Raw genomic sequence first — 17,903 nt, 5'->3', positions numbered from 1 at the left:
TCCCGCCGCGCACCCCGCTCGCCCGGTGCGCCGTAGTCCGCCCACCCCCGGTTTCGCGCCGGCCCGTGCGCCGCCCCGTGCCCCAGAGCCGTCGGGGCCCGCGTCCGCCCGGCCGCGGCCCGGGGTGCCCGACCTCGCCGGAGCCCCTCATGAGTGAACCCCCAGGCGCCGCCGTCTCCCTCGCCGAGGCGCCCCCTACAGCCGACACACCGCCAAGAGAGCTGACGGCGCAGCGAGTTCAGCCGCTGCGCCGGCCCGGGCGGTGGATCGTCACCGCCGTCGTCCTCGTGCTCGTCGCGCAGATCCTGCACGGACTGGCCACGAACCCCTTCTACCAGTGGGACCGCTTCCGCTACTGGTTCCTGCGCCCCACCGTCGTCGACGGACTCCTCGTCACCCTCGAAGTCGCCGCGTTCAGCGCGGTCCTGGGCCTCCTCGGCGGTGTCCTGCTCGCGCTCGGCCGGCTCTCCGGGAGCCCGGTGCTGCGGGCGGTCAGCTGGACCTACACCTGGCTGTTCCGGTCCGTTCCGCTGATCGTGGTGCTGATCTTCCTGTACAACTTCAGTGCCCTGTACAAGACCCTGAGCCTCGGGGTGCCGTTCGGCCCGGCCTTCATCACCTTCGACGAGTCCCGGCTGGCCACCGACATGACCATCGCCGTCGTCGGCCTCACCCTCAACGAGGCGGCGTACGCGGCCGAGGTGGTCCGCGGCGGCATCCTCTCCGTCGACCAGGGCCAGCACGAGGCCGCCGCCGCGCTCGGCCTGCCCCGGGGCTACCGGTTCCGCAGGATCGTCTTCCCGCAGGCCCTCAGGTCCATCACCCCGAACTACGTCAACCAGCTGATCGGCCTCGTCAAGAGCACGTCCCTGGTGTTCTACGTGTCCCTGCTCGACCTGTTCGGCGCGGTGCAGTCGATGGGCAACACCTACCCCGGCGACGTGGTGCCGTTGCTGATGGTCGCCACCGTCTGGTACCTGCTCCTCACCAGCGCCGTCTCCGTCGTCCAGTTCTACGTCGAGCGGCACTACGCCCGGGGCGCCACCCGCGCCCTGCCGCCGACCCCGCTCCAGCGGGTCCGCGCCCAACTCGCGGACGTGCGGGCCCGGTTGCGCAAGGAGGCCGCCGTATGACCACCGTCCGGACCCCGGAGAAGGCGGCACCCGTCGCGCTAGAGGTGCACGGCGTGCACAAGTGGTACGGCACCCACCGGGTGCTCGACGGCATCGACCTCACCGTCCGCCCCGGCGAGGTCACGGCGATCATCGGGCCCTCCGGCTCCGGCAAGTCCACCCTACTCCGGGTGATCAACCACCTGGAGAAGCCCGAGATCGGCCACGTCAGCGTGGGCGGCGAACTGATCGGCGTCAAACGGCACGGCAAGGGGCTGAAGGAACTCGGCGAGCGCGCCCTGCTCGCCCAGCGCGGCCGGATCGGCTTCGTCTTCCAGAACTTCAACCTCTTCCCGCACCTGACCGTCCTCGACAACGTCGCCGCCGCCCCCGCCGCCACCGGCCGGCTCACCCGGCCGGCGGCCCGGGACCTCGCCCGCGAACTGCTCGGCCGCGTCGGCCTCGGCGACAAGTGCGACGCCTACCCGCGGCAGTTGTCCGGCGGCCAGCAGCAGCGCGTGGCCATCGCCCGCGCCCTCGCCCTGCGCCCCGGGATCATCCTCTTCGACGAGCCGACCTCGGCGCTCGACCCCGAGCTGGTCGGCGAGGTGCTGGCCGTCATCAAGGACCTGGCGACCAGCGGCACCACCCTCGTCATCGTCACCCACGAGATCGGCTTCGCCCGCGAGGTCGCCGACCGGATCGTCTTCCTCGACGCCGGCCGGATCGTCGAACAGGGCACGCCCGCCCAGGTTCTGGACCACCCCCGGCACGAACGCACCCGCGACTTCCTCGGCAAGGTCCTGTGACCCACCGCCCGCCCCACCACCCCTCGACACCCCGAACGACAAGGACAGCCATGCCCCGCCAGTTCTCCCGACGCGCCCTCGTACGCGGCCTCACCGCGGCGACCGCCACCCTCTCCCTCGCCGGCTCCCTCGCCGCCTGCGGAGGAGACAGCGACGCCGCCACCACCAGCGGCCCGGCCGGCACGGTGACCGTGGGGCAGCTGTCCAACGGAGCCGCCGAACCGGCCGAGTTGAAGGTCTCCGAGGTCAAGTCCATCAGCGCCGAACTGCCCGCCTCCATCCGCAAGAGCGGCAAGCTCGTCATCGGCGTCGGAGCCCTGCCCTCCGGATCGGCGCCGCTGAACTTCGTGGGCAGCGACCAGAAGACCCTCACCGGCTCCGAGCCCGACCTCGGCCGGCTGGTGGCCGCGGTGCTCGGCCTGGAGCCCGAACTGCGCAACTCCACCTGGGAGAACCTCTTCGTCGGCCTCGACAGCGGCAAGAACGACGTCGCCTTCTCCAACGTCACCGTCACCGAGGAACGCAAGAAGAAGTACGAGTTCGCCTCCTACCGCAAGGACAACCTGGCCTTCGAGGTCCCGAAGAAGAGCACCTGGAACTTCGACGGCGACTACGAGAACCTCGCGGGCAAGACGGTGACCGTGGGCGCCGGTACCAACCAGGAGAAGATCCTGCTGGAGTGGAAGGCCAGACTGGCCAAGGAGGGCAAGAAGCTCACCGTCAAGTACTTCCCGGACCAGAACGCCATCAGCCTGGCGCTGCGCAGCGGCAAGGTCGACGCCTACCTCGGGCCCAACCCCGCCGTCGCCTACCGCACCCGGCAGACCGCGCACACCCCCGACCCGACCCGCAACGCGGGCACCTTCTCCGGCGCCGGCGAGACGGTCCAGGGCCTGATCGCCGCCACCGCCAAGAAGGACAGCGGGCTCGCCAAGCCGCTTGCCGACGCCCTCAACTACCTGATCGAGAACGGTCAGTACGAGAAGTGGCTCGCCGCCTACAACCTCTCCAACGAAGCCGTGCCCAAGGCCGAGATCAACCCGCCCGGACTGCCCCTGGACAACTCCTGACACCGCCCGGGAACAACCCGCGGCGGGCGGGCGTTGACCGCTTTGACGAGACCCGCCCGGCGGACGCCGATCCGGCCCGCCGTGCCCGACGGAGGGAGGCGACGGCCGTGACCCGAGTGCCCGACCAGGCCCGCCCGCCGCGCCCGTACCGCTCCGTCCGGCTGCACTCCCGGCCGCACATCGACCTCCAGCGCGTGTCCGCCGCGCTCTGTCGCCGCTGATCCCTGCCCGGCCCCCGGCCCGGCCGCGCCTTTCGCGTGCCCGCCCGGCCCCCGCCGCGCACCCCGGCCCGCGCCCGGCCGCGCGCCGCTCACCCACGTACGGACATCAAGGAAGGCACAGACGTGTCGCCGACTGCCCCCGCACACCTGCATCTCGCCGTCGCCCTGGACGGCACCGGCTGGCATCCCGCCTCCTGGCGCGAGCCGGTCGCCCGCCCCCGGGACCTGTTCACCGCCGGCTACTGGGCCGACCAGATCACCGAGGCCGAACGCGGTCTGCTCGACTTCGTCACCCTCGAGGACGGCCTCGGCCCGCAGTCCTCCCGGCGCCGGGAGGCCGACGAGCGCACCGACCAGGTCCGCGGCCGGCTCGACGCGGTCCTCATCGCCTCCCGCGTCGCCCCGCTCACCCGCCACATCGGCCTGGTCCCGACCGTGGTGGCCACCCACACCGAGCCGTTCCACATCTCCAAGGCCATCGCCACCCTCGACTACGTCAGCACCGGCCGCGCCGGCCTGCGCGTCAAGATCAGCGCCCGCCCCGACGAGGCCGCCCACTTCGGCCGCCGCACCATCCCCCGGCTCGACCCCCACGACGGCGCGGACACGCCGGCACCGATCACCGAACTGTTCGACGAGGCCGCCGACCACGTGGAGGTCGTCCGCCGGCTCTGGGACAGCTGGGAGGACGACGCCGAGATCCGGGACGCCGCGACCGGCCGCTTCGTCGACCGGGACAAACTGCACTACATCGACTTCGAGGGCCGCTTCTTCCACGTCAAGGGCCCCTCCATCACCCCCCGCCCGCCGCAGGGCCAGCCGCCGGTCACCGCCCTCGCCCACCGGACCGTCCCCTACCGGCTGGTGGCCCGCCAGGCCGACGTCGGCTACGTCACCCCGCGCGACGCGGACCACGCCCGAGCCATCGTCGCCGAGATCCGCGCCGAGCAGCGGGCGGCCGGCCGCGCCGGAGAGCCCCTGCACGTCTTCGGGGACCTCGTCGTCCTCCTCGACGACGGCGAGGAGGCGGCCCGGGCCCGGCTGGACCGGCTCGACACGCTCGCCGGCGAGCCGTACACCAGCGACGCCCCGGTCTTCACCGGCACCGCCGCCGGGCTCGCCGACCTGCTGGAGGAACTGGCGGCCGGCGGACTGACCGGCTTCCGGCTGCGGCCCGCCGTCACCGGCCACGACCTGCCCCGGATCACCCGGGACCTGGTGCCCGAACTCCAGCGCCGCCACCGCTTCCGCACGGCCTACGAGGCGACGACCCTGCGCGGCCTCCTCGGCCTCGCCCGCCCCGCCAACCGCTACGCCACCGCCGCCGCCTGAGCCGGGAGGACCCGCCCCACCATGAGCAAGCCGCTGAAGCAGATCCACCTGGCCGCCCACTTCCCGGGCGTCAACAACACCACCGTCTGGAGCGACCCGGCCGCCGGCAGCCACATCGAGTTCGGCTCCTTCGCGCACTTCGCCCGGACCGCCGAACGCGCCAAGTTCGACTTCCTCTTCCTCGCCGAGGGCCTCAGGCTGCGCGAACAGGGCGGCAAGATATACGACCTGGACGTGGTCGGCCGCCCCGACACCTTCACCGTGCTCGCCGCGCTGGCCGCCGTCACCGACCGGCTCGGCCTGACCGGCACCATCAACTCCACGTTCAACGAGCCGTACGAGGTGGCCCGCCAGTTCGCCAGCCTCGACCACCTCTCCGGCGGCCGGGCCGCGTGGAACGTCGTCACCTCCTGGGACGCCTTCACCGGCGAGAACTTCCGGCGCGGCGGCTTCCTGCCGCAGGAGGAGCGTTACTCCCGCGCCAAGGAGTTCCTCGCCACCGCGCACGAGCTGTTCGACTCCTGGCACGGCGACGAGATCCTCGCCGACCAGGCCACCGGCACCTTCCTGCGGGACGCCCGGGCCGGCTCGTTCGTGCACCAGGGACAGCACTTCGACATCCAGGGCCGGTTCAACGTCCCGCGCTCCCCGCAGGGCCGCCCCGTCATCTTCCAGGCCGGCGACTCCGACGAGGGCCGCGAGTTCGCCGCCGCCGACGCCGACGCGATCTTCAGCCGGTACGCCACGCTGAAGGAGGGCCAGGCGTTCTACACGGACGTCAAGTCCCGCCTCGCCAAGTACGGCCGCCGCCCGGAGGACCTGCTCATCCTGCCCGCCGCGACCTTCGTGCTCGGCGACACCGACGAGGAGGCCGCCGAACTCGCCCGCGAGGTCCGCCGGCAGCAGGTCAGCGGCGCCACCGCCATCAAGCACCTGGAATTCGTGTGGAACCGGGACCTGTCGGCGTACGACCCGGAGGGCCCGCTGCCCGACGTCGACCCGGTGGTCGCCGAGGAGCACATCTCCCGGGGCCGCGCCCAGGTGCGGATGTACCGCGACCCGGTCGCCATCGCCCGCGAATGGCGGCAGCTCGCCGAGGCCAACAAGTGGTCCATCCGCGACCTCGTCATCAACACCGGCAACCGGCAGACCTTCATCGGCTCGCCCGCCACCGTCGCGCGGACCATCAACGAGTTCGTCCAGGCCGACGCCTCCGACGGCTTCATCCTCGTCCCGCACATCACCCCCGGCGGACTCGACCCGTTCGCCGACAAGGTCGTCCCGCTGCTCCAGGAACAGGGCGTCTTCCGCGCCGACTACGAGGGCACCACCCTGCGCGACCACCTGGGCCTCGCCCACCCCGACACCGGCCGCCGCGCCGGCGCCCCGGCCGAGCGGGCGGCGTCGTGAGGTTCCTCGCCGTCACACTGATCGTGCACCGGCCGGACCCCGCCACCGGCCTGCTCAAACCGACGCACGAGCGGTTCCGCGAGGTGCTGGAGGACGCGATCCTGGCGGAGGAGCTGGGCTTCGACGGGTTCGCCGTGGGGGAGCGGCACGAACGGCCGTTCCTCTCCTCCGCGCCGACGGTGGTGCTCGGCCACATCGCCGCGCTCACCCGCCGCATCCGGCTGTTCACCGCCGTCACCACGCTCAGCCTGCTCGACCCGGTCCGGGCCTACGAGGACTACGCGACCCTGGACCATCTCTCCGACGGCCGGCTGGACCTGATCATCGGCAAGGGCAACGGCTCCGCGCAGCGCGAGCTGTTCCAGGTGACCCCCGAGGACCAGTGGGCCCGCAACGCCGAGAGCTACGAGGTGTTCCGGCGGCTGTGGCGCGAGGACAAGGTGAGCGCCGACACCCGGTTCCGGCCGCCGCTGAAGGACGCCGAGGTGTGGCCGCGGCCGTACCAGCGGCCGGTGCGGGTCTGGCACGGCAGCGCCACCAGCAAGGAGTCCGTGGACCTCGCCGCGCGCTACGGCGACCCGCTGTTCTCGGCGAACGTCACCCACCCCATCGAGCCGTACGCGCAGCTGATCCGGTACTACCGCGAACGCTGGGAGCACTACGGCCACGACCCGGCGGACATCGCGGTGGGCGCGGGCACGGCCGGGCTGTACGTCGCCCGCACCTCCCAGGAGGCGCTGGCCGCCTACCGCCCGGTCTTCGAGGCCACCCTCGCCTACCAGCGGACGGCGGGCCTGCCCGTGGTCTTCGAGACCCTGGAGGACTTCGCCGCCCGCAGCTCGGCCCTGATCGGCAGCCCCGAACAGGTCATCGACAAGGTGCACCGCTACCACGAGGAGTTCGGGCACACCGTGCTGCACGTGGCCGCGGACGCGGGCGGACTCCCGCCCGCCGGGCACCGCGACTCGCTGGAACTGTTCCAGTCCGAGGTGGCCCCGGTACTGCGCCGGACCATCCCGGACCCCCCGTTCCCCTGGGCCCCGGCCGTCCCCGGCCCGGCGTCCGCACCGGCCCCCGTGCCGGCCGGCCGCTGAGCCACCGCACGCCCGCACACCCGGGTTCGTATCAGCGCACACCCGAGCAACGCATCGAGGAGATGGGCATGACCACCGTCACCGATCACGACACCAACCTCGTCATCCACCGGGCCGGCCCGCGCATCGGCGCGGAGGTGACCGGCGTCGACCTGACCCGCCCCGTCGACGAGTCCACCGCCGGCGCGCTGCGCCGGGCCTTCCGCGACCACAAGGTGCTGGTCTTCCGCGACCAGCACCTGACACCGGAACAGCACGTCGAGGCCGTACGGCTCTTCGCCGAGCCGTTCGACCACCCCACCGCCACCCGCCACCCGGACCACCCGCTGGTCTACCCCTACAACGTGCGGCACACCGGCAAGGCCAGCACCTGGCACATCGGCGGCCTGTGGCGCACCCCCGCCTTCGCCATCGAGTCGCTGACCTACGACGAGGTCCCCGACCTCGGCGGCCACACCCTGTGGGCCGACCTGCAGGCCGCCTACGACGACCTGTCCGAGCCCTTCAAGACCCTGCTCGCCGGCGTCGGCGCGGTCTACGACGGAAACCCCGAGAACTACGCCCAGGGCAGCCGGAAGACCGCCCTCGGCGAGACCACCACCGAGCACCCCGTCGTCCTCGAACACCCCCTCACCGGACGCAAGGGGCTCTTCCTCAGCTCCTCCGCGCTCGGGCTCACCGGCGTCACCGAGCAGGAGGGCCGCACCCTGCTCGACCACCTCCTGCGGCACGCCGCCTCGCCGGACTACACGATCCGCTTCGGCTGGCGGCCCGGCGACTTCGTCCTCTGGGACAACCAGGCCACCTGGCACTACGCCGTCGACGACTACGGCGACGGCGCCCGCGTCTACCGCAAGGTCATCGCCGTGGAGCCGCTGCGCCCCGCCGCCTGAGCGCACACGGCGCGGACACGACGGCACCGGCACGCGCGCGGACGTCACCACCCCCGTCGGTGACGTCCGCGCCCGCTCCCCCGGTGCCGGACCGCGGCGCCGTGCCGTCCCTGTGCCGTCACCAGCACATGACCGCCGTCTCTCCCGGACCCCACGTGGAGTACAGGCGCACCCGGACGGTGTAGCGGCGGCCCTTGACCAGCCGCACCCGGACGGCCGCGCCGTCCGGCGTGCCGCCGTCGTCGTGTCCCGCGAGGAAGCGCGGCTCCCCGTCCCGCTCCTCGAAGACCACCAGCACGGCATCGGCCTCGCCGAAGGCGCCCACGGTGTACTCGCGGGTCTGCGGCGGCTCGACGGTGAAGTCCGCCTGCTCGCCGGGCCCGAGGCCGAGCGGCACCGACCGGAACGGCACCAGCGCGGCCGGCCCCGCCAAACCGGCGGGCGGATACCAGCGCAGCGCGAACTCCTTGTCGGCCGGGGACGGGCTGCCGGGCGGCCGCAGCCCCCCGCGGTACTGCTCCGGCTCCAGCACCAGCCCCGGCCCGAGCGGCAGCGTCATGACCGACTGCGGGTCCCACACCGAGGCCTCCGCCGCGCCGGCGTCCAGCCGGCCCAGCACATTGGTGTACGTCGTCTCCCGGCTCCAGAAGTTCGGCGGGCCGGCCAGCTCCGCGTACACCGCCTCGTCGTCCCAGTGCAGCCCCGCGTACGGGCTCTGGTGCTCGTGCACCATGCCGAGGGCGTGCCCGATCTGATGCAGCACCGTGCCCCGCTCCCCGGGCGCGGTCACGTCCCAGCCGAGGTTCATGGTGCGCTCGCCCCGGCCCGCCGACAGCGCGTCCCGGCCCACCGCCGACCAGGACCCGGCACCGGCCTGGAACCCGATGCGCAGCTCCGCCTCGTGCCGGTCGGCGACCTCGGCGAAGGTGACGCCGATGCCGAGGTCCTGCCACTCGCGGAAGCAGTCGCGGACCACCTCCCGCTGCTCCGCGCCGCCCGCCCACGGCACCCGGCGCAGTTCACCGGTGCCGGGGACCGGGATGACCGAGGCGTCGGTGCGGGCGTCCAGGAAGCAGTAGTGCAGCACCGTGCCGTTGACCCACATCCGCCGCCCGGCGAGCAGGGCGCCCAGCCGCTCGGCGGTCAGTCCCGGGGCGAACGCCGGGACCGGCTGCCGCGGAAGCGAGCAGAGGCGTCGGGTCATGCCAGCAGGATGCCGCCCGGCCCGGCGGCACGCCTGAGTCGGGGGCTGCTCAAGTCGCCCTGTATCAGAACCGAGTACCCGTGCTCAGCATGGTGTGAGCACTGACGAACTGCACCCGAAGACCCTGGACGCGCCCTGGCCGTTCACCGGCCGGGCGGAGGAACTGGAGCTGGTGCGCGGCGCGTCGGCCGGCGGGCGGCCCGGCATCGTGGTGACCGGACCGGCGGGCCACGGCAAGACCCGGCTGATCACGGAGGCGGTCCGGGGCCTGGACCACGCCCGGGTGACCGGCACGCCCGAGGCCCGGCGCCTGCCCCTCGCGGCGTTCGCGCCCCTGCTCCCCGACACCGTCTCGCTGCACGGCGCCCTCCGCGCGCTGTCCGGTGTACGGGTCCTCGTCGTGGACGACGCCCAACTGCTGGACGAGACCTCCGCCGCCCTGGTCCACCAACTGGCCGTGCACGGTCGCACCCGGCTGATCGTGGCCGCGGCGGACGGCATGCGCGCGCCCGGCGCGGTGACCCGGCTGTGGACCGGGGAACTGCTGCCCCGGCTGGCCCTCGGCCCGCTGCCGGGCGAGGACACCGCCCGGCTGCTCGCCGGCACCGGCCTGGAACCGCTCACCGTGCGCCGCCTGCACCAGGCGTGCCGGGGCGACCTGCGCCTCCTGCGCGACCTGGTCACGGCGCTCACCGCCCCCGGCCGCCCGACGCCGGCCCCGGCCCCGGAACCGACGATCACCGAAGCCGACCGGCTGACGGCGGAGGCGGAAGACGCGTGCGCCGGGAGCGGCCGGGTGGCGGCCGGTTCGGGGGGCGGGCCGGCCGGATCGGTCTCGCCGACGGCCGGTCCGGGGACCGCCTCGGCCGGGGCGGACCCGTCGGGGCCGGGCGGGGGAGCCGCGTTCACCGGGAGCGGGCGGGTGGCGGCCGGCTTGGAGAGCCTGCTCGCCGTATCCGGGCGGCCGGCGCCCGCCCCGTGGGCGGTGTTCGCCGGGCCCGGCCGGCTGGAGCCCGTGCCCGGTACCGGTGAGTGGGCCTGGCGGGGGCCGTTGCCGGTCACGGCGGCGGTGCTGGAGCGGGTCGCCGGCGCCCTGGAGCGGTCCGGTCCCGGTGAACGCGACGTCCTGGACCGCCTCGCCTTCGCCGCACCCCTGCCGCTGCCGGCGGACGACCTGGACCTGGACGCCCTCGAACGCCTGGAGGCCGACGGCCTGATCGACGTCGGCGCACACGGCGCGGTCACCCTCGCCCACCCCCTGCACGGCGCCGTGCTGCGCGCCTCGGCCGGCCGGCTGCGGGCCCGGCGGCTGGGCCGGGCGGCCCCCGCGCACGGCCCGGCGCTGGAGGACGAACGGCGGTCGCTGGTACGGCGGATGGAGCGGCTGGACGTCCGGCCGGTGCCCACGCCGGTGGGGGAGTGGCTGGTGGCGCACGGCGACCCGCTGCCCGCCCGGTACGCCGAGGTCCGCGCCCGGTTCGCGCGCCTGCGCGGCGAGCTGCGCGAGGCGGCGGCCTGGGCCCGGGAGGGGCTGCGGACGGCCCCGTCGGACGACGGCTGCCGCCGGGAACTCCGGCTGGCCGAGGACGGACCGGACGGGAGGGGCGACCCGGACGACGTCCACGCCCGCTACGACGCCGTACGCCTCGGCGACCCCGGGAGGGCGGCCGGACGGCTCCCGGAAGGCAGCGTGTTCGCCCGGCACGCCGACGCCCTCGCGCACGCGGACGGGCCCGCGCTGGACCGGGCCGCCGAGGCACTGGCGGAGCGGGGCTTCACGCTGTACGCGGCGGAGGCCCACGCCCAGGCCGCCCGGGCGCACCGCGACCCGAGCGCCGCCCGGCGGTCCCGGACCCGGGCCGTCGCCCTGGCCCGCCGCTGCCAGGGCGCGAGCACACCCGCGCTGGCCGGACTGGTCCTCGGCGAACTCACCGCCCGCCAGCGGCAGATCGTCACGCTGGCCGCGGCCGGGCTGAGCAACCGGGAGATCGCCGAGAAGCTGACGCTGTCCGTACGGACGGTGGGCAACCACCTGTACGGCGCGTACACCCGGCTCGGCACCGGTGACCGGTCCGCGCTGCCCTGGCTGGTGGACGCGCGCGAAACGGCTTAAGGGCGCCGTCCAAAGGGACCCGAGTGCGGCGTGAGAGGGTTCACGGGTTCAGTGCGGCCAAGGATGTGGGCCGCAGACATGATGGGGGTGGGGTATATGAGGCGAACAAAGAAGAACGTGGTGATACTCGGGCTGTCGGCGGCCCTGGTTTTCACGCTCGGAGGGGTGCCGAACGCCGCGGCCGAGGGCGGAGTGGTCACCGGCGCGGTCTTCTCGAACCCGCTGGGTACCACGGAGGACGAGCGGGAGGGCATCATCAAGCGCGAGATCGAACTGATCGAAGGCGCTCCGGCTGGATCGCGTATACGGATGTCGATGTACTACGCAGCCGACGTGAAGGTGCCGAACGCGCTCGTCGCAGCCCATCAGCGTGGTGTCGATGTACAGATCATCTTCGACAGCGCTGCCGCGACGACCGACGACGCGAACTTCCCGGCCGCCTACGGACCGCTGGTCACGGAGCTCGGGGCCGACACCTCCAAGGCATCCTGGGTGCTGACCTGCGGACAGGGTCGAGGCTGCATAGGTCAGCGGCAGATCGACACGGGCGGCCACAGCGGCATCAACCACAACAAGTTCCTGCTGTTCTCAGAGACGAAGGGCAGCCGCAACGTCGTCCTGCAGACCTCCGCGAACATGTCGCACTACCGCGACTCGACCAAGGGCTGGACCGACGCCCTCGTCCTGGCCGACAACAACGGCATCTACCAGGCCTACGACGGATACTTCGACGACCTAGCCCAGCAGAAGCGTGACGACAACTACTACGACACACGCAAGCCGACCGCGTCGCTCAACGCCAAAGTGCACTTCTATCCGCGCCACGAGGCCAACGGCGATCCCAGCAACGATCCAGCCGAGGACACCATCGCCGGGATCCTCGACAACATCGAATGCTTCGGGAACACGAAAACCGGGATCGGCGACGACCACCGGACGCGCATCCGCGTCGGCATGTACGCGATGACCCGTACGTATCTCGCGGACCGGCTCGTGGCCCTGGACGCCAAGGGCTGCTACGTCGAGGTCGTGCAGACCTACAAGCCGAGCGTGACGGATGGTGGCGCCCCTGGTTGGTCCACGCAGTCTTTGCAGACCCTCCTGAGGAAGACCACCAACCAATACAACGGCGTGCTCGTGCGCTACTACTGCGAGAAGTCGACCCCCTCGGAGCCGTATGTCCACTCGAAGTACCTCCTGGTGGAGGGCAAGCTCTATGGGACTCCGGACCGCAAGATGATCTACACGGGCAGCCATAATTGGTCGCGTGACGCGCTGCGGCAGAACGATGAGGCGCTCCTGCAACTGGAGGACACCGACGTCTTCGCCTCCTACGTCCAGAACTTCACCACCATGCGCGATGCGGCCAGCCACAAACCTGCCAACGGGGACGCCATCTCCGCCACCTGCGTCTGAAGCTTCTCTTTGAGGGCTGATCTCCGGGGGATGTAGCTCTCGCGCAGTGAGCTGTGCTGATCTGGGTCGTTGCTGATCGCGTCGGCTTGCCGGATCGTCGTGTCCAGGGTCGGATCCCCGGGGGTGGCGATGTTTTGGCGGGAGGAGCAGGGACGACGTGAGGCTCGTGCATGTCAGCAGACCTCTGAACTCCGCGCTCGGGTCGGAGAGTTGGCAGCACTGCTGGCCGAGCAGGAGGCCGCCGTGTCCCGGCTGGAGATCACGCGGGAGACGATAACTCGGCGACAACCCCGTCCACGCCGACGCCGACCGAAACCCGCCGCGCCAACGAGCGCCTCAGCAGCGGCTGTTGAGGTCAGGGAACGTCACACGAGCGGTCCGCACCATACGCCGGATTCCCGGGCATCGGCGGCCCCGTCCCCGTACGCCGCCGCCACGCCTGGGGTAGCCCCGCGACGGTGCGAGCGCGACCACGGCCCGGCTCTCCCCGTGAAGAGCCGGGCCGCCTCGGAACAGCCCGCGGATCAGTCCGTCGAAGGGATCCGGTCGGCGATCGCCTGCGCAAACCAGGCCGCGTCCGTGGACACGTCGTCCAGCCCTTCCTCCGCCATGACCTGCAGCAGATGGCGCAGACCAAGCCCTCTGCCCGGACCGGAAGTTGACCAGAGCCCGCCACACCACGCGGTCTGCCCGTGTAACGTCAAGATCAGCTGTCGTGGTTCCGAAGTAACCGGTCGCCCGTGAGCGCGAGTTCACGGGCGTCTTGCTGTTCCAAGTCTCGGAGGACCAGGACGATCACCTCCGGGTCCCGCACGGTGCGGGGCCCGATCTCGAGTCTTCTGGAGGACACCATGGCTACCGGCACCGTGAAGTGGTTCAACGCGGAAAAGGGCTTCGGCTTCATCGAGCAGGACGGCGGAGGCCCCGACGTCTTCGCCCACTACTCCAACATCAACGCCTCCGGCTTCCGTGAGCTCCAGGAAGGCCAGAAGGTCAACTTCGACATCACCCAGGGCCAGAAGGGCCCGCAGGCGGAGAACATCACCCCCGCCTGACCTGCTCCGCACCGACCGCCCGCCCCAGATCGCCGATCACCGGGGCGGGCGGTCGTTAAGTGTTCGTTGCTGGGATCCTGTGTCTGGGCTGCTGAGCGGGAACTCAGCAGAGGTTGCCGGTGGGCTGCGCGTCGTTGACATCATCGCTGTGACCCAACCAGGTCATGCCCGGCTCCACACACCGCTCCTCGAGGGGGTTCCCGCTTTCGTCGACCTCGATGATGATGCTCTGTCCCTGCGAACAGTGGTTGTAGTAGGCGTCGGGACCGGCCTCGAAGAAGCCACAGGGGTCCTGCGCGGCCGGGCTCGCACTCGCGCTGCCCGCTCCGACGGAGGCGAGGACGAGCGCGGCGGAACCCATGGCATCGATCACGATACGACGAACACGCATGGAGAGCTCCAGGACAGTAGAAGGGACCGGCGCCCCAACTGAAGGGCCCTTCCGGTCCGTTGCCAAAGTCTCAGACTCGCAGCTCAGGGCAGGCTTTCTGACCACTGGTGACACTGTTCACCTGACGAATCGTTTTCCCGCTGCACCGATCAGGGGAACTTCGTCAGGCCCACGCACAGGACCGACGAAGCGGACTCGCCAGCCCCTTGTCTCCATGGCCGCCCGTACTCTCGGCCACCTGGCTAAGACCGTGTCCTACGTGGTGGTGGTTCGTTGGTCAGGTCATGGGGCGGGGTACGTGGAGTTGGATTGTTCCGGACGGGCTGTGGGAGATCGCGAAGCCACTGATCCCACCGCCGAGGGTGCGGCCACAGGGCGGTGGAACACCGGACACGCCTGATGAGACGCTGTTCGCCGCCATCATCTACGTGCTGGTCAGCGGCTGCGCCTGGCGGGCCCTGCCGCCCTGATTCGGCATCTCGAAGTCGACCGCCCACCGCCGGTTCCTGATCTGGTCCAGAGCCGGTGTCTGGGGCCGACTGCACGAGGCCGTGCTGCACCGGCTCGACGACGCCGGCCTCGTCGACGTCACCCGCGTCGTCCTCGACACCGCCCACGTCAGGGCCAAAAAGGGGGCGAACACACAGGTCCGAGCCCCGTGGACCGGGGCAAGCCGGGTTCCAAGATGCACGTCCTGTCGGACGCGAACGGACTGCCCCTTCTCGTCGGCGTCTCCGCCGGCAACACCCACGACAGCGAAGGACTGAAACCGATGGTGGAGGGCCACCAAACGAGACACGACCCCCACCGCGGCCGCCACTTCAAGCCCCAGCGCCTGCACGCCGACAAAGCCTACGACCGGGCCGACCTGCGCAGATGGCTCCGCGGGAAGCGCATCGGCGTGCGCATCGCCCGCAAAGGCATCGAGTCCGGCGAACGATTGGGGCGCCGCAGATGGGTCATCGAGCGCACCATGTCCTGGCTGTCCGGCTACCGCCGCCTCAGCCCCCGCTACGAACGCGACCCCCGCAACTACCTGGCCTTTCTCGGACTCGCCGCCGCCCTGTGCTGCTACAAGCGACTCGTCCGCCTCACCACGTAGGACACGGTCTTAGGGGCAGGGGCGGACGTCCTCACGCCGCCCCGAACGCCGCGAACGCCCACCCCGTCGCCTGGTGGACCGCGTCGCCCGGCAGGGCGGCGCGGGCGTCCCGCAGGCCCTCGGCCAGGGACAGACCCGCGCCGAGGCCCTTGTGCAGGGCCAGCATCAGCGGCACCACCGCCGCGTCGTTGACCGGCGCGCTGCTCGCCACCACCCCGGCCGTGCCCAGCGGCAGCAACGCCGTGACCACGCCCAGCAGTTCGTCCGCGCCGACCGAGGCGAGGCGGGCGGTCTCGCAGCTGGAGAGGATGATCCGGTACGGGCTGCGGGCCAGCCGCTCGAAATCGTGCACGATCAGCGGCCCGTCCGCCATCCGCAGCGCGGAGAACAGGGGACTGTCCGCGCGGAACGTGCCGTGCGCGGCGAGATGCGCGAGGCCCGCGCCGTCCAGCTCCGCGAGCACCCGCGGCACCCGCGCCTCGTCGTCCTCCAGGACCGTCGCCGTGCCGTACCGGTCCGCCAGCTCGGGCACCTCCGCACCGCCGGTCGCCAGGCCCGGACCGCGCACCAGCACCGGCCGGCCCTCCGGCGGCGGCGGGGTCTCCCGGGCACGCAGCCAACTGCCCGCCGACGGCGACACGCTGTGCACCCGCTCGCGCAGCGCGGGCAGCAGCGCCCACGGCACCTGGTGCAGCGCGCCCGGCGGCACGATCACCACCGGGCCGGACCCGAGATGCGGCACCGCGCCGGCCAGCAGCAGGTCCTGGAGCCGCCGGCCGGCCTCCTCCACCAGCGGCAGCCGCGCCTCGGCCCCCGGATGCGCGAGCCGCCGCAGCCCGGCCTGCACGTGCCCGGCCTCGGCCACCGCCCGGGCCAGCGACCCGCCGGCGAACCGCCGCACCCGGCCCCGCCCGCACAGCAGGACGTGCACCCGGCCGTCGACCACGACCAGCTCCACCAGGTGCCCGTCGCCGAGCCGGTCCAGCAGCCGGTCCGCGTCGAAGCGGTATCCGGCGCCCGCCGCGGCCCCGCCCATGTGCCGGGTGCGGGAGCGGATCTCCCGCTCCAGGCGCCGCTGTTCGCGCTCCAGCGCGGGCACCGGGCGGCCGTCCATCCGGGCGGCCTCCGCCCGGGCCGCGATCTCCCGGTAGGCGGTCAGCCCGCTCAGCAGCGCCGGATCGTCCGGCGGCCGGGCCGGCGGCGCGGACAGCACGGTCGCCCGCCACCGCTCGCTCCACACCAGCAGCCGTCGAGGGCCGCCCTGGGCCAGGCTCACCTCCTGGGCCAGCGCCGCCAGTTCGGCGCCTTGCGCGGTCGCGTGGGCGCGCAGCTCCGAGGCGCCGAGCGTCATCCGGTGGTCGTCCAGCACGTCCAGGCCGCGCCGGCACGCCTCCAGCACGCCCCGCCGGGACCCGGCCGCCCGCGCCCGCAGCGCCTGCGCCGCCCAGCCGGTCACCCGGGCCGGCGGCGGCCCGCCGTACCGGCTGCGCGCGGCCACCGCCAGGTGCCGCTCCGCGTCCGCCGTCCAGCCCAGCGCCAGCGCGATCCGGCCGGCCAGCAGCGAGGCCTCCGGCGCGGCGGGCGAGCCGAAGGCGGCCAGCTTCCCGGCGACCGCCGCCGCGTCCGCGACCATCCGCCCCGACCGGCGCCCGGCCGCCACCCGCGCCTCGATCAGCACCAGCCGCGCGTGCGTCTCCCACCACGTCCGGCGCTGCGCCGCGAACAGCCGTACGGCGACGGCGGCACGGGCTATGGCGGTGTGCGCGTCCCCCGCCGAACGGGCCGCCCAGGAAGCGGCGAGCAGCAGTTCGGCCTTGCGGGTGGACTGCCCGCCGATCCGGTCCAGTTCCGCGATCGCCGCGTCCGCCTCGGCCAGCGCCTCCGGCGCCAGCCCCGCCGCCCGCAGCACCTCGCAGCGCCGGATCGACAGGTTGTAGGTGGGCGTGCCCAGCTTGGCGTAGCGCTCCTCGGCCTCGTCCAGCAGCCGCAGCGCCGCCGGGATGTCCCCGGACCGGAAGGCGGCCAGGCCCCGGCTCTCCACCGCGTCCGCCTTGTCGTGCTCCTGGCCGGTGGTGTCCCACAGCCGCTCCGCGGCCGTGAAGTCGGCGACCGCCCGGTCCACCGCGCCGAGCGCCAGGTGCACGGTGGCCCGCAGGGTCAGCGCCCGCGCGGTCCAGATGTCGTCGGCGGCCTGCCGCAGCACCGGCAGCGCCCGCCGTACGTCCTCCAGCGCCTCCCGGTGCCGGCCCAGCACCCACCAGACGTAGGCGCGCCGGTACAGCACCCGGGCCCGCGTGTGCCCGCTGCCCCGGGCCACGCCCCGCTCGAAGGCGGCGAGCCCCTGCCGTGTGCGCCCCGCGTGCACCAGTGCGACCCCGAGGGTCGCCAGCACATCGGCCTCCCGGTCGGCCGACTCGGCGCGCGCGGCCAGGTCCCGGGCCCGCCGCAGGTGCCGCAGCGCGATCCGCAGGTCGCCGAAGTCCCGCTGCCAGATGCCGAGTACCTGGTGGGCCACGCTGGCGTGCAGCGGCGGCGGACCGGCGCGCAGCACGTGTTCCGCCCGCGCCCGGGCCTCGCCCGGGTCGGCGAACACCATGGGCAGCAGCTCGAGAACCGACTCGCTTCCCGCTGTCACGTCTCGCATGGTAGTGGCCTGCTGTATCAGACGGCGGTCCCGCGAC

General features: G+C 72.9%; 14 protein-coding genes and 1 pseudogene. 12 read left to right on the top strand and 3 right to left on the bottom strand.

All coding sequences use genetic code 11. The features are described 5' to 3' along the window. The first annotated feature begins 149 nt into the window (after positions 1-149). The 8 genes from ACZ4W9_RS01385 to ACZ4W9_RS01350 all read left to right on the top strand — a co-directional run bounded on the left by ACZ4W9_RS01385 (position 150) and on the right by ACZ4W9_RS01350 (position 7,941). Positions 150-1,133 carry an amino acid ABC transporter permease gene (locus ACZ4W9_RS01385; RefSeq protein ID WP_467932381.1) on the top strand — a complete coding sequence of 328 codons (984 nt, stop codon included), beginning with the start codon at positions 150-152 and terminating at the stop codon, positions 1,131-1,133. Beyond that, positions 1,130-1,921 (top strand): amino acid ABC transporter ATP-binding protein, encoded by a 792-nt coding sequence (locus ACZ4W9_RS01380; RefSeq protein ID WP_467932380.1) that lies wholly within the window; start codon positions 1,130-1,132, stop codon positions 1,919-1,921. The genes ACZ4W9_RS01385 and ACZ4W9_RS01380 overlap by 4 nt, the downstream gene beginning before the upstream one ends. Positions 1,922-1,971: 50 nt before the next feature. Then, positions 1,972-2,991 (top strand): ABC transporter substrate-binding protein, encoded by a 1,020-nt coding sequence (locus tag ACZ4W9_RS01375; RefSeq protein WP_467932378.1) that lies wholly within the window; start codon positions 1,972-1,974, stop codon positions 2,989-2,991. Positions 2,992-3,098: 107 nt separating this feature from the next. Further along, positions 3,099-3,212 carry a putative leader peptide gene (locus ACZ4W9_RS01370; RefSeq protein ID WP_467932377.1) on the top strand — a complete coding sequence of 38 codons (114 nt, stop codon included), beginning with the start codon at positions 3,099-3,101 and terminating at the stop codon, positions 3,210-3,212. A 123-nt stretch (positions 3,213-3,335) separates the two neighbouring features. After that, positions 3,336-4,544, top strand: coding sequence for an LLM class flavin-dependent oxidoreductase (locus tag ACZ4W9_RS01365; protein WP_467932376.1), 1,209 nt, complete (start codon positions 3,336-3,338; stop codon positions 4,542-4,544). Between the two features lie 21 nt (positions 4,545-4,565). Beyond that, a complete protein-coding gene (locus ACZ4W9_RS01360; RefSeq protein ID WP_467932374.1) occupies positions 4,566-5,954 on the top strand; it encodes an NtaA/DmoA family FMN-dependent monooxygenase in 1,389 nt (462 codons plus the stop codon). Continuing rightward, complete coding sequence (locus ACZ4W9_RS01355; protein ID WP_467932373.1) at positions 5,951-7,048, top strand: LLM class flavin-dependent oxidoreductase; 1,098 nt, start codon at positions 5,951-5,953, stop codon at positions 7,046-7,048. The genes ACZ4W9_RS01360 and ACZ4W9_RS01355 overlap by 4 nt, the downstream gene beginning before the upstream one ends. A 68-nt stretch (positions 7,049-7,116) precedes the next feature. Next, positions 7,117-7,941: a TauD/TfdA dioxygenase family protein gene (locus tag ACZ4W9_RS01350; protein WP_467932372.1), complete on the top strand. Its 825-nt coding sequence runs from the start codon at positions 7,117-7,119 to the stop codon at positions 7,939-7,941. A 118-nt stretch (positions 7,942-8,059) separates the two neighbouring features. On the opposite strand, the gene absR1 is transcribed toward ACZ4W9_RS01350, so the two are convergent. Next, positions 8,060-9,145 (bottom strand): beta-glucuronidase AbsR1, encoded by a 1,086-nt coding sequence (gene absR1 / locus ACZ4W9_RS01345; protein WP_467932370.1) that lies wholly within the window; start codon positions 9,143-9,145, stop codon positions 8,060-8,062. A 94-nt stretch (positions 9,146-9,239) separates the two neighbouring features. Here absR1 and ACZ4W9_RS01340 point away from each other — a divergent pair, with 94 nt between their 5' ends. From ACZ4W9_RS01340 to ACZ4W9_RS01330, 3 genes are all read left to right on the top strand, one after another. After that, the gene (locus ACZ4W9_RS01340; RefSeq protein ID WP_467932369.1) at positions 9,240-11,258 is read left to right on the top strand and encodes a helix-turn-helix transcriptional regulator; all 2,019 of its coding nucleotides are present in this window, start codon (positions 9,240-9,242) and stop codon (positions 11,256-11,258) included. Positions 11,259-11,378: 120 nt separating this feature from the next. Beyond that, positions 11,379-12,674 carry a phospholipase D-like domain-containing protein gene (locus ACZ4W9_RS01335; RefSeq protein WP_467932368.1) on the top strand — a complete coding sequence of 432 codons (1,296 nt, stop codon included), beginning with the start codon at positions 11,379-11,381 and terminating at the stop codon, positions 12,672-12,674. Between the two features lie 851 nt (positions 12,675-13,525). Next, positions 13,526-13,729 (top strand): cold-shock protein, encoded by a 204-nt coding sequence (locus tag ACZ4W9_RS01330; RefSeq protein WP_160508150.1) that lies wholly within the window; start codon positions 13,526-13,528, stop codon positions 13,727-13,729. Between the two features lie 103 nt (positions 13,730-13,832). On the opposite strand, the gene ACZ4W9_RS01325 is transcribed toward ACZ4W9_RS01330, so the two are convergent. Continuing rightward, positions 13,833-14,120: a DUF6355 family natural product biosynthesis protein gene (locus tag ACZ4W9_RS01325; protein ID WP_467932366.1), complete on the bottom strand. Its 288-nt coding sequence runs from the start codon at positions 14,118-14,120 to the stop codon at positions 13,833-13,835. 284 nt (positions 14,121-14,404) lie between these two features. On the opposite strand from ACZ4W9_RS01325, the pseudogene ACZ4W9_RS01320 reads away from it, so the two are divergent. Continuing rightward, positions 14,405-15,222, top strand: a pseudogene (locus ACZ4W9_RS01320) (IS5 family transposase). Between the two features lie 31 nt (positions 15,223-15,253). On the opposite strand, the gene ACZ4W9_RS01315 reads toward ACZ4W9_RS01320, so the two are convergent. Then, positions 15,254-17,866 carry a CHAT domain-containing protein gene (locus ACZ4W9_RS01315; protein WP_467932365.1) on the bottom strand — a complete coding sequence of 871 codons (2,613 nt, stop codon included), beginning with the start codon at positions 17,864-17,866 and terminating at the stop codon, positions 15,254-15,256. Positions 17,867-17,903 lie beyond the last annotated feature (37 nt).

The organism is Streptomyces sp. NPDC029296, from assembly GCF_055569255.1.
This window is presented reverse-complemented; position numbering and strand designations above follow the sequence as displayed.

Excerpts from the sequence above, each read along its gene's own strand:
- ACZ4W9_RS01385 (WP_467932381.1), top strand. The coding sequence starts at position 150 with ATGAGTGAACCCCCAGGCGCCGCCGTCTCCCTCGCCGAGGCGCCCCCT.
- ACZ4W9_RS01380 (WP_467932380.1), top strand. The coding sequence starts at position 1,130 with ATGACCACCGTCCGGACCCCGGAGAAGGCGGCACCCGTCGCGCTAGAG.
- ACZ4W9_RS01375 (WP_467932378.1), top strand. The coding sequence starts at position 1,972 with ATGCCCCGCCAGTTCTCCCGACGCGCCCTCGTACGCGGCCTCACCGCG.
- ACZ4W9_RS01360 (WP_467932374.1), top strand. The coding sequence starts at position 4,566 with ATGAGCAAGCCGCTGAAGCAGATCCACCTGGCCGCCCACTTCCCGGGC.
- ACZ4W9_RS01350 (WP_467932372.1), top strand. The coding sequence starts at position 7,117 with ATGACCACCGTCACCGATCACGACACCAACCTCGTCATCCACCGGGCC.
- absR1 (WP_467932370.1), bottom strand. The coding sequence starts at position 9,145 with ATGACCCGACGCCTCTGCTCGCTTCCGCGGCAGCCGGTCCCGGCGTTC.
- ACZ4W9_RS01330 (WP_160508150.1), top strand. The coding sequence starts at position 13,526 with ATGGCTACCGGCACCGTGAAGTGGTTCAACGCGGAAAAGGGCTTCGGC.
- ACZ4W9_RS01325 (WP_467932366.1), bottom strand. The coding sequence starts at position 14,120 with ATGCGTGTTCGTCGTATCGTGATCGATGCCATGGGTTCCGCCGCGCTC.
- ACZ4W9_RS01315 (WP_467932365.1), bottom strand. The coding sequence starts at position 17,866 with ATGCGAGACGTGACAGCGGGAAGCGAGTCGGTTCTCGAGCTGCTGCCC.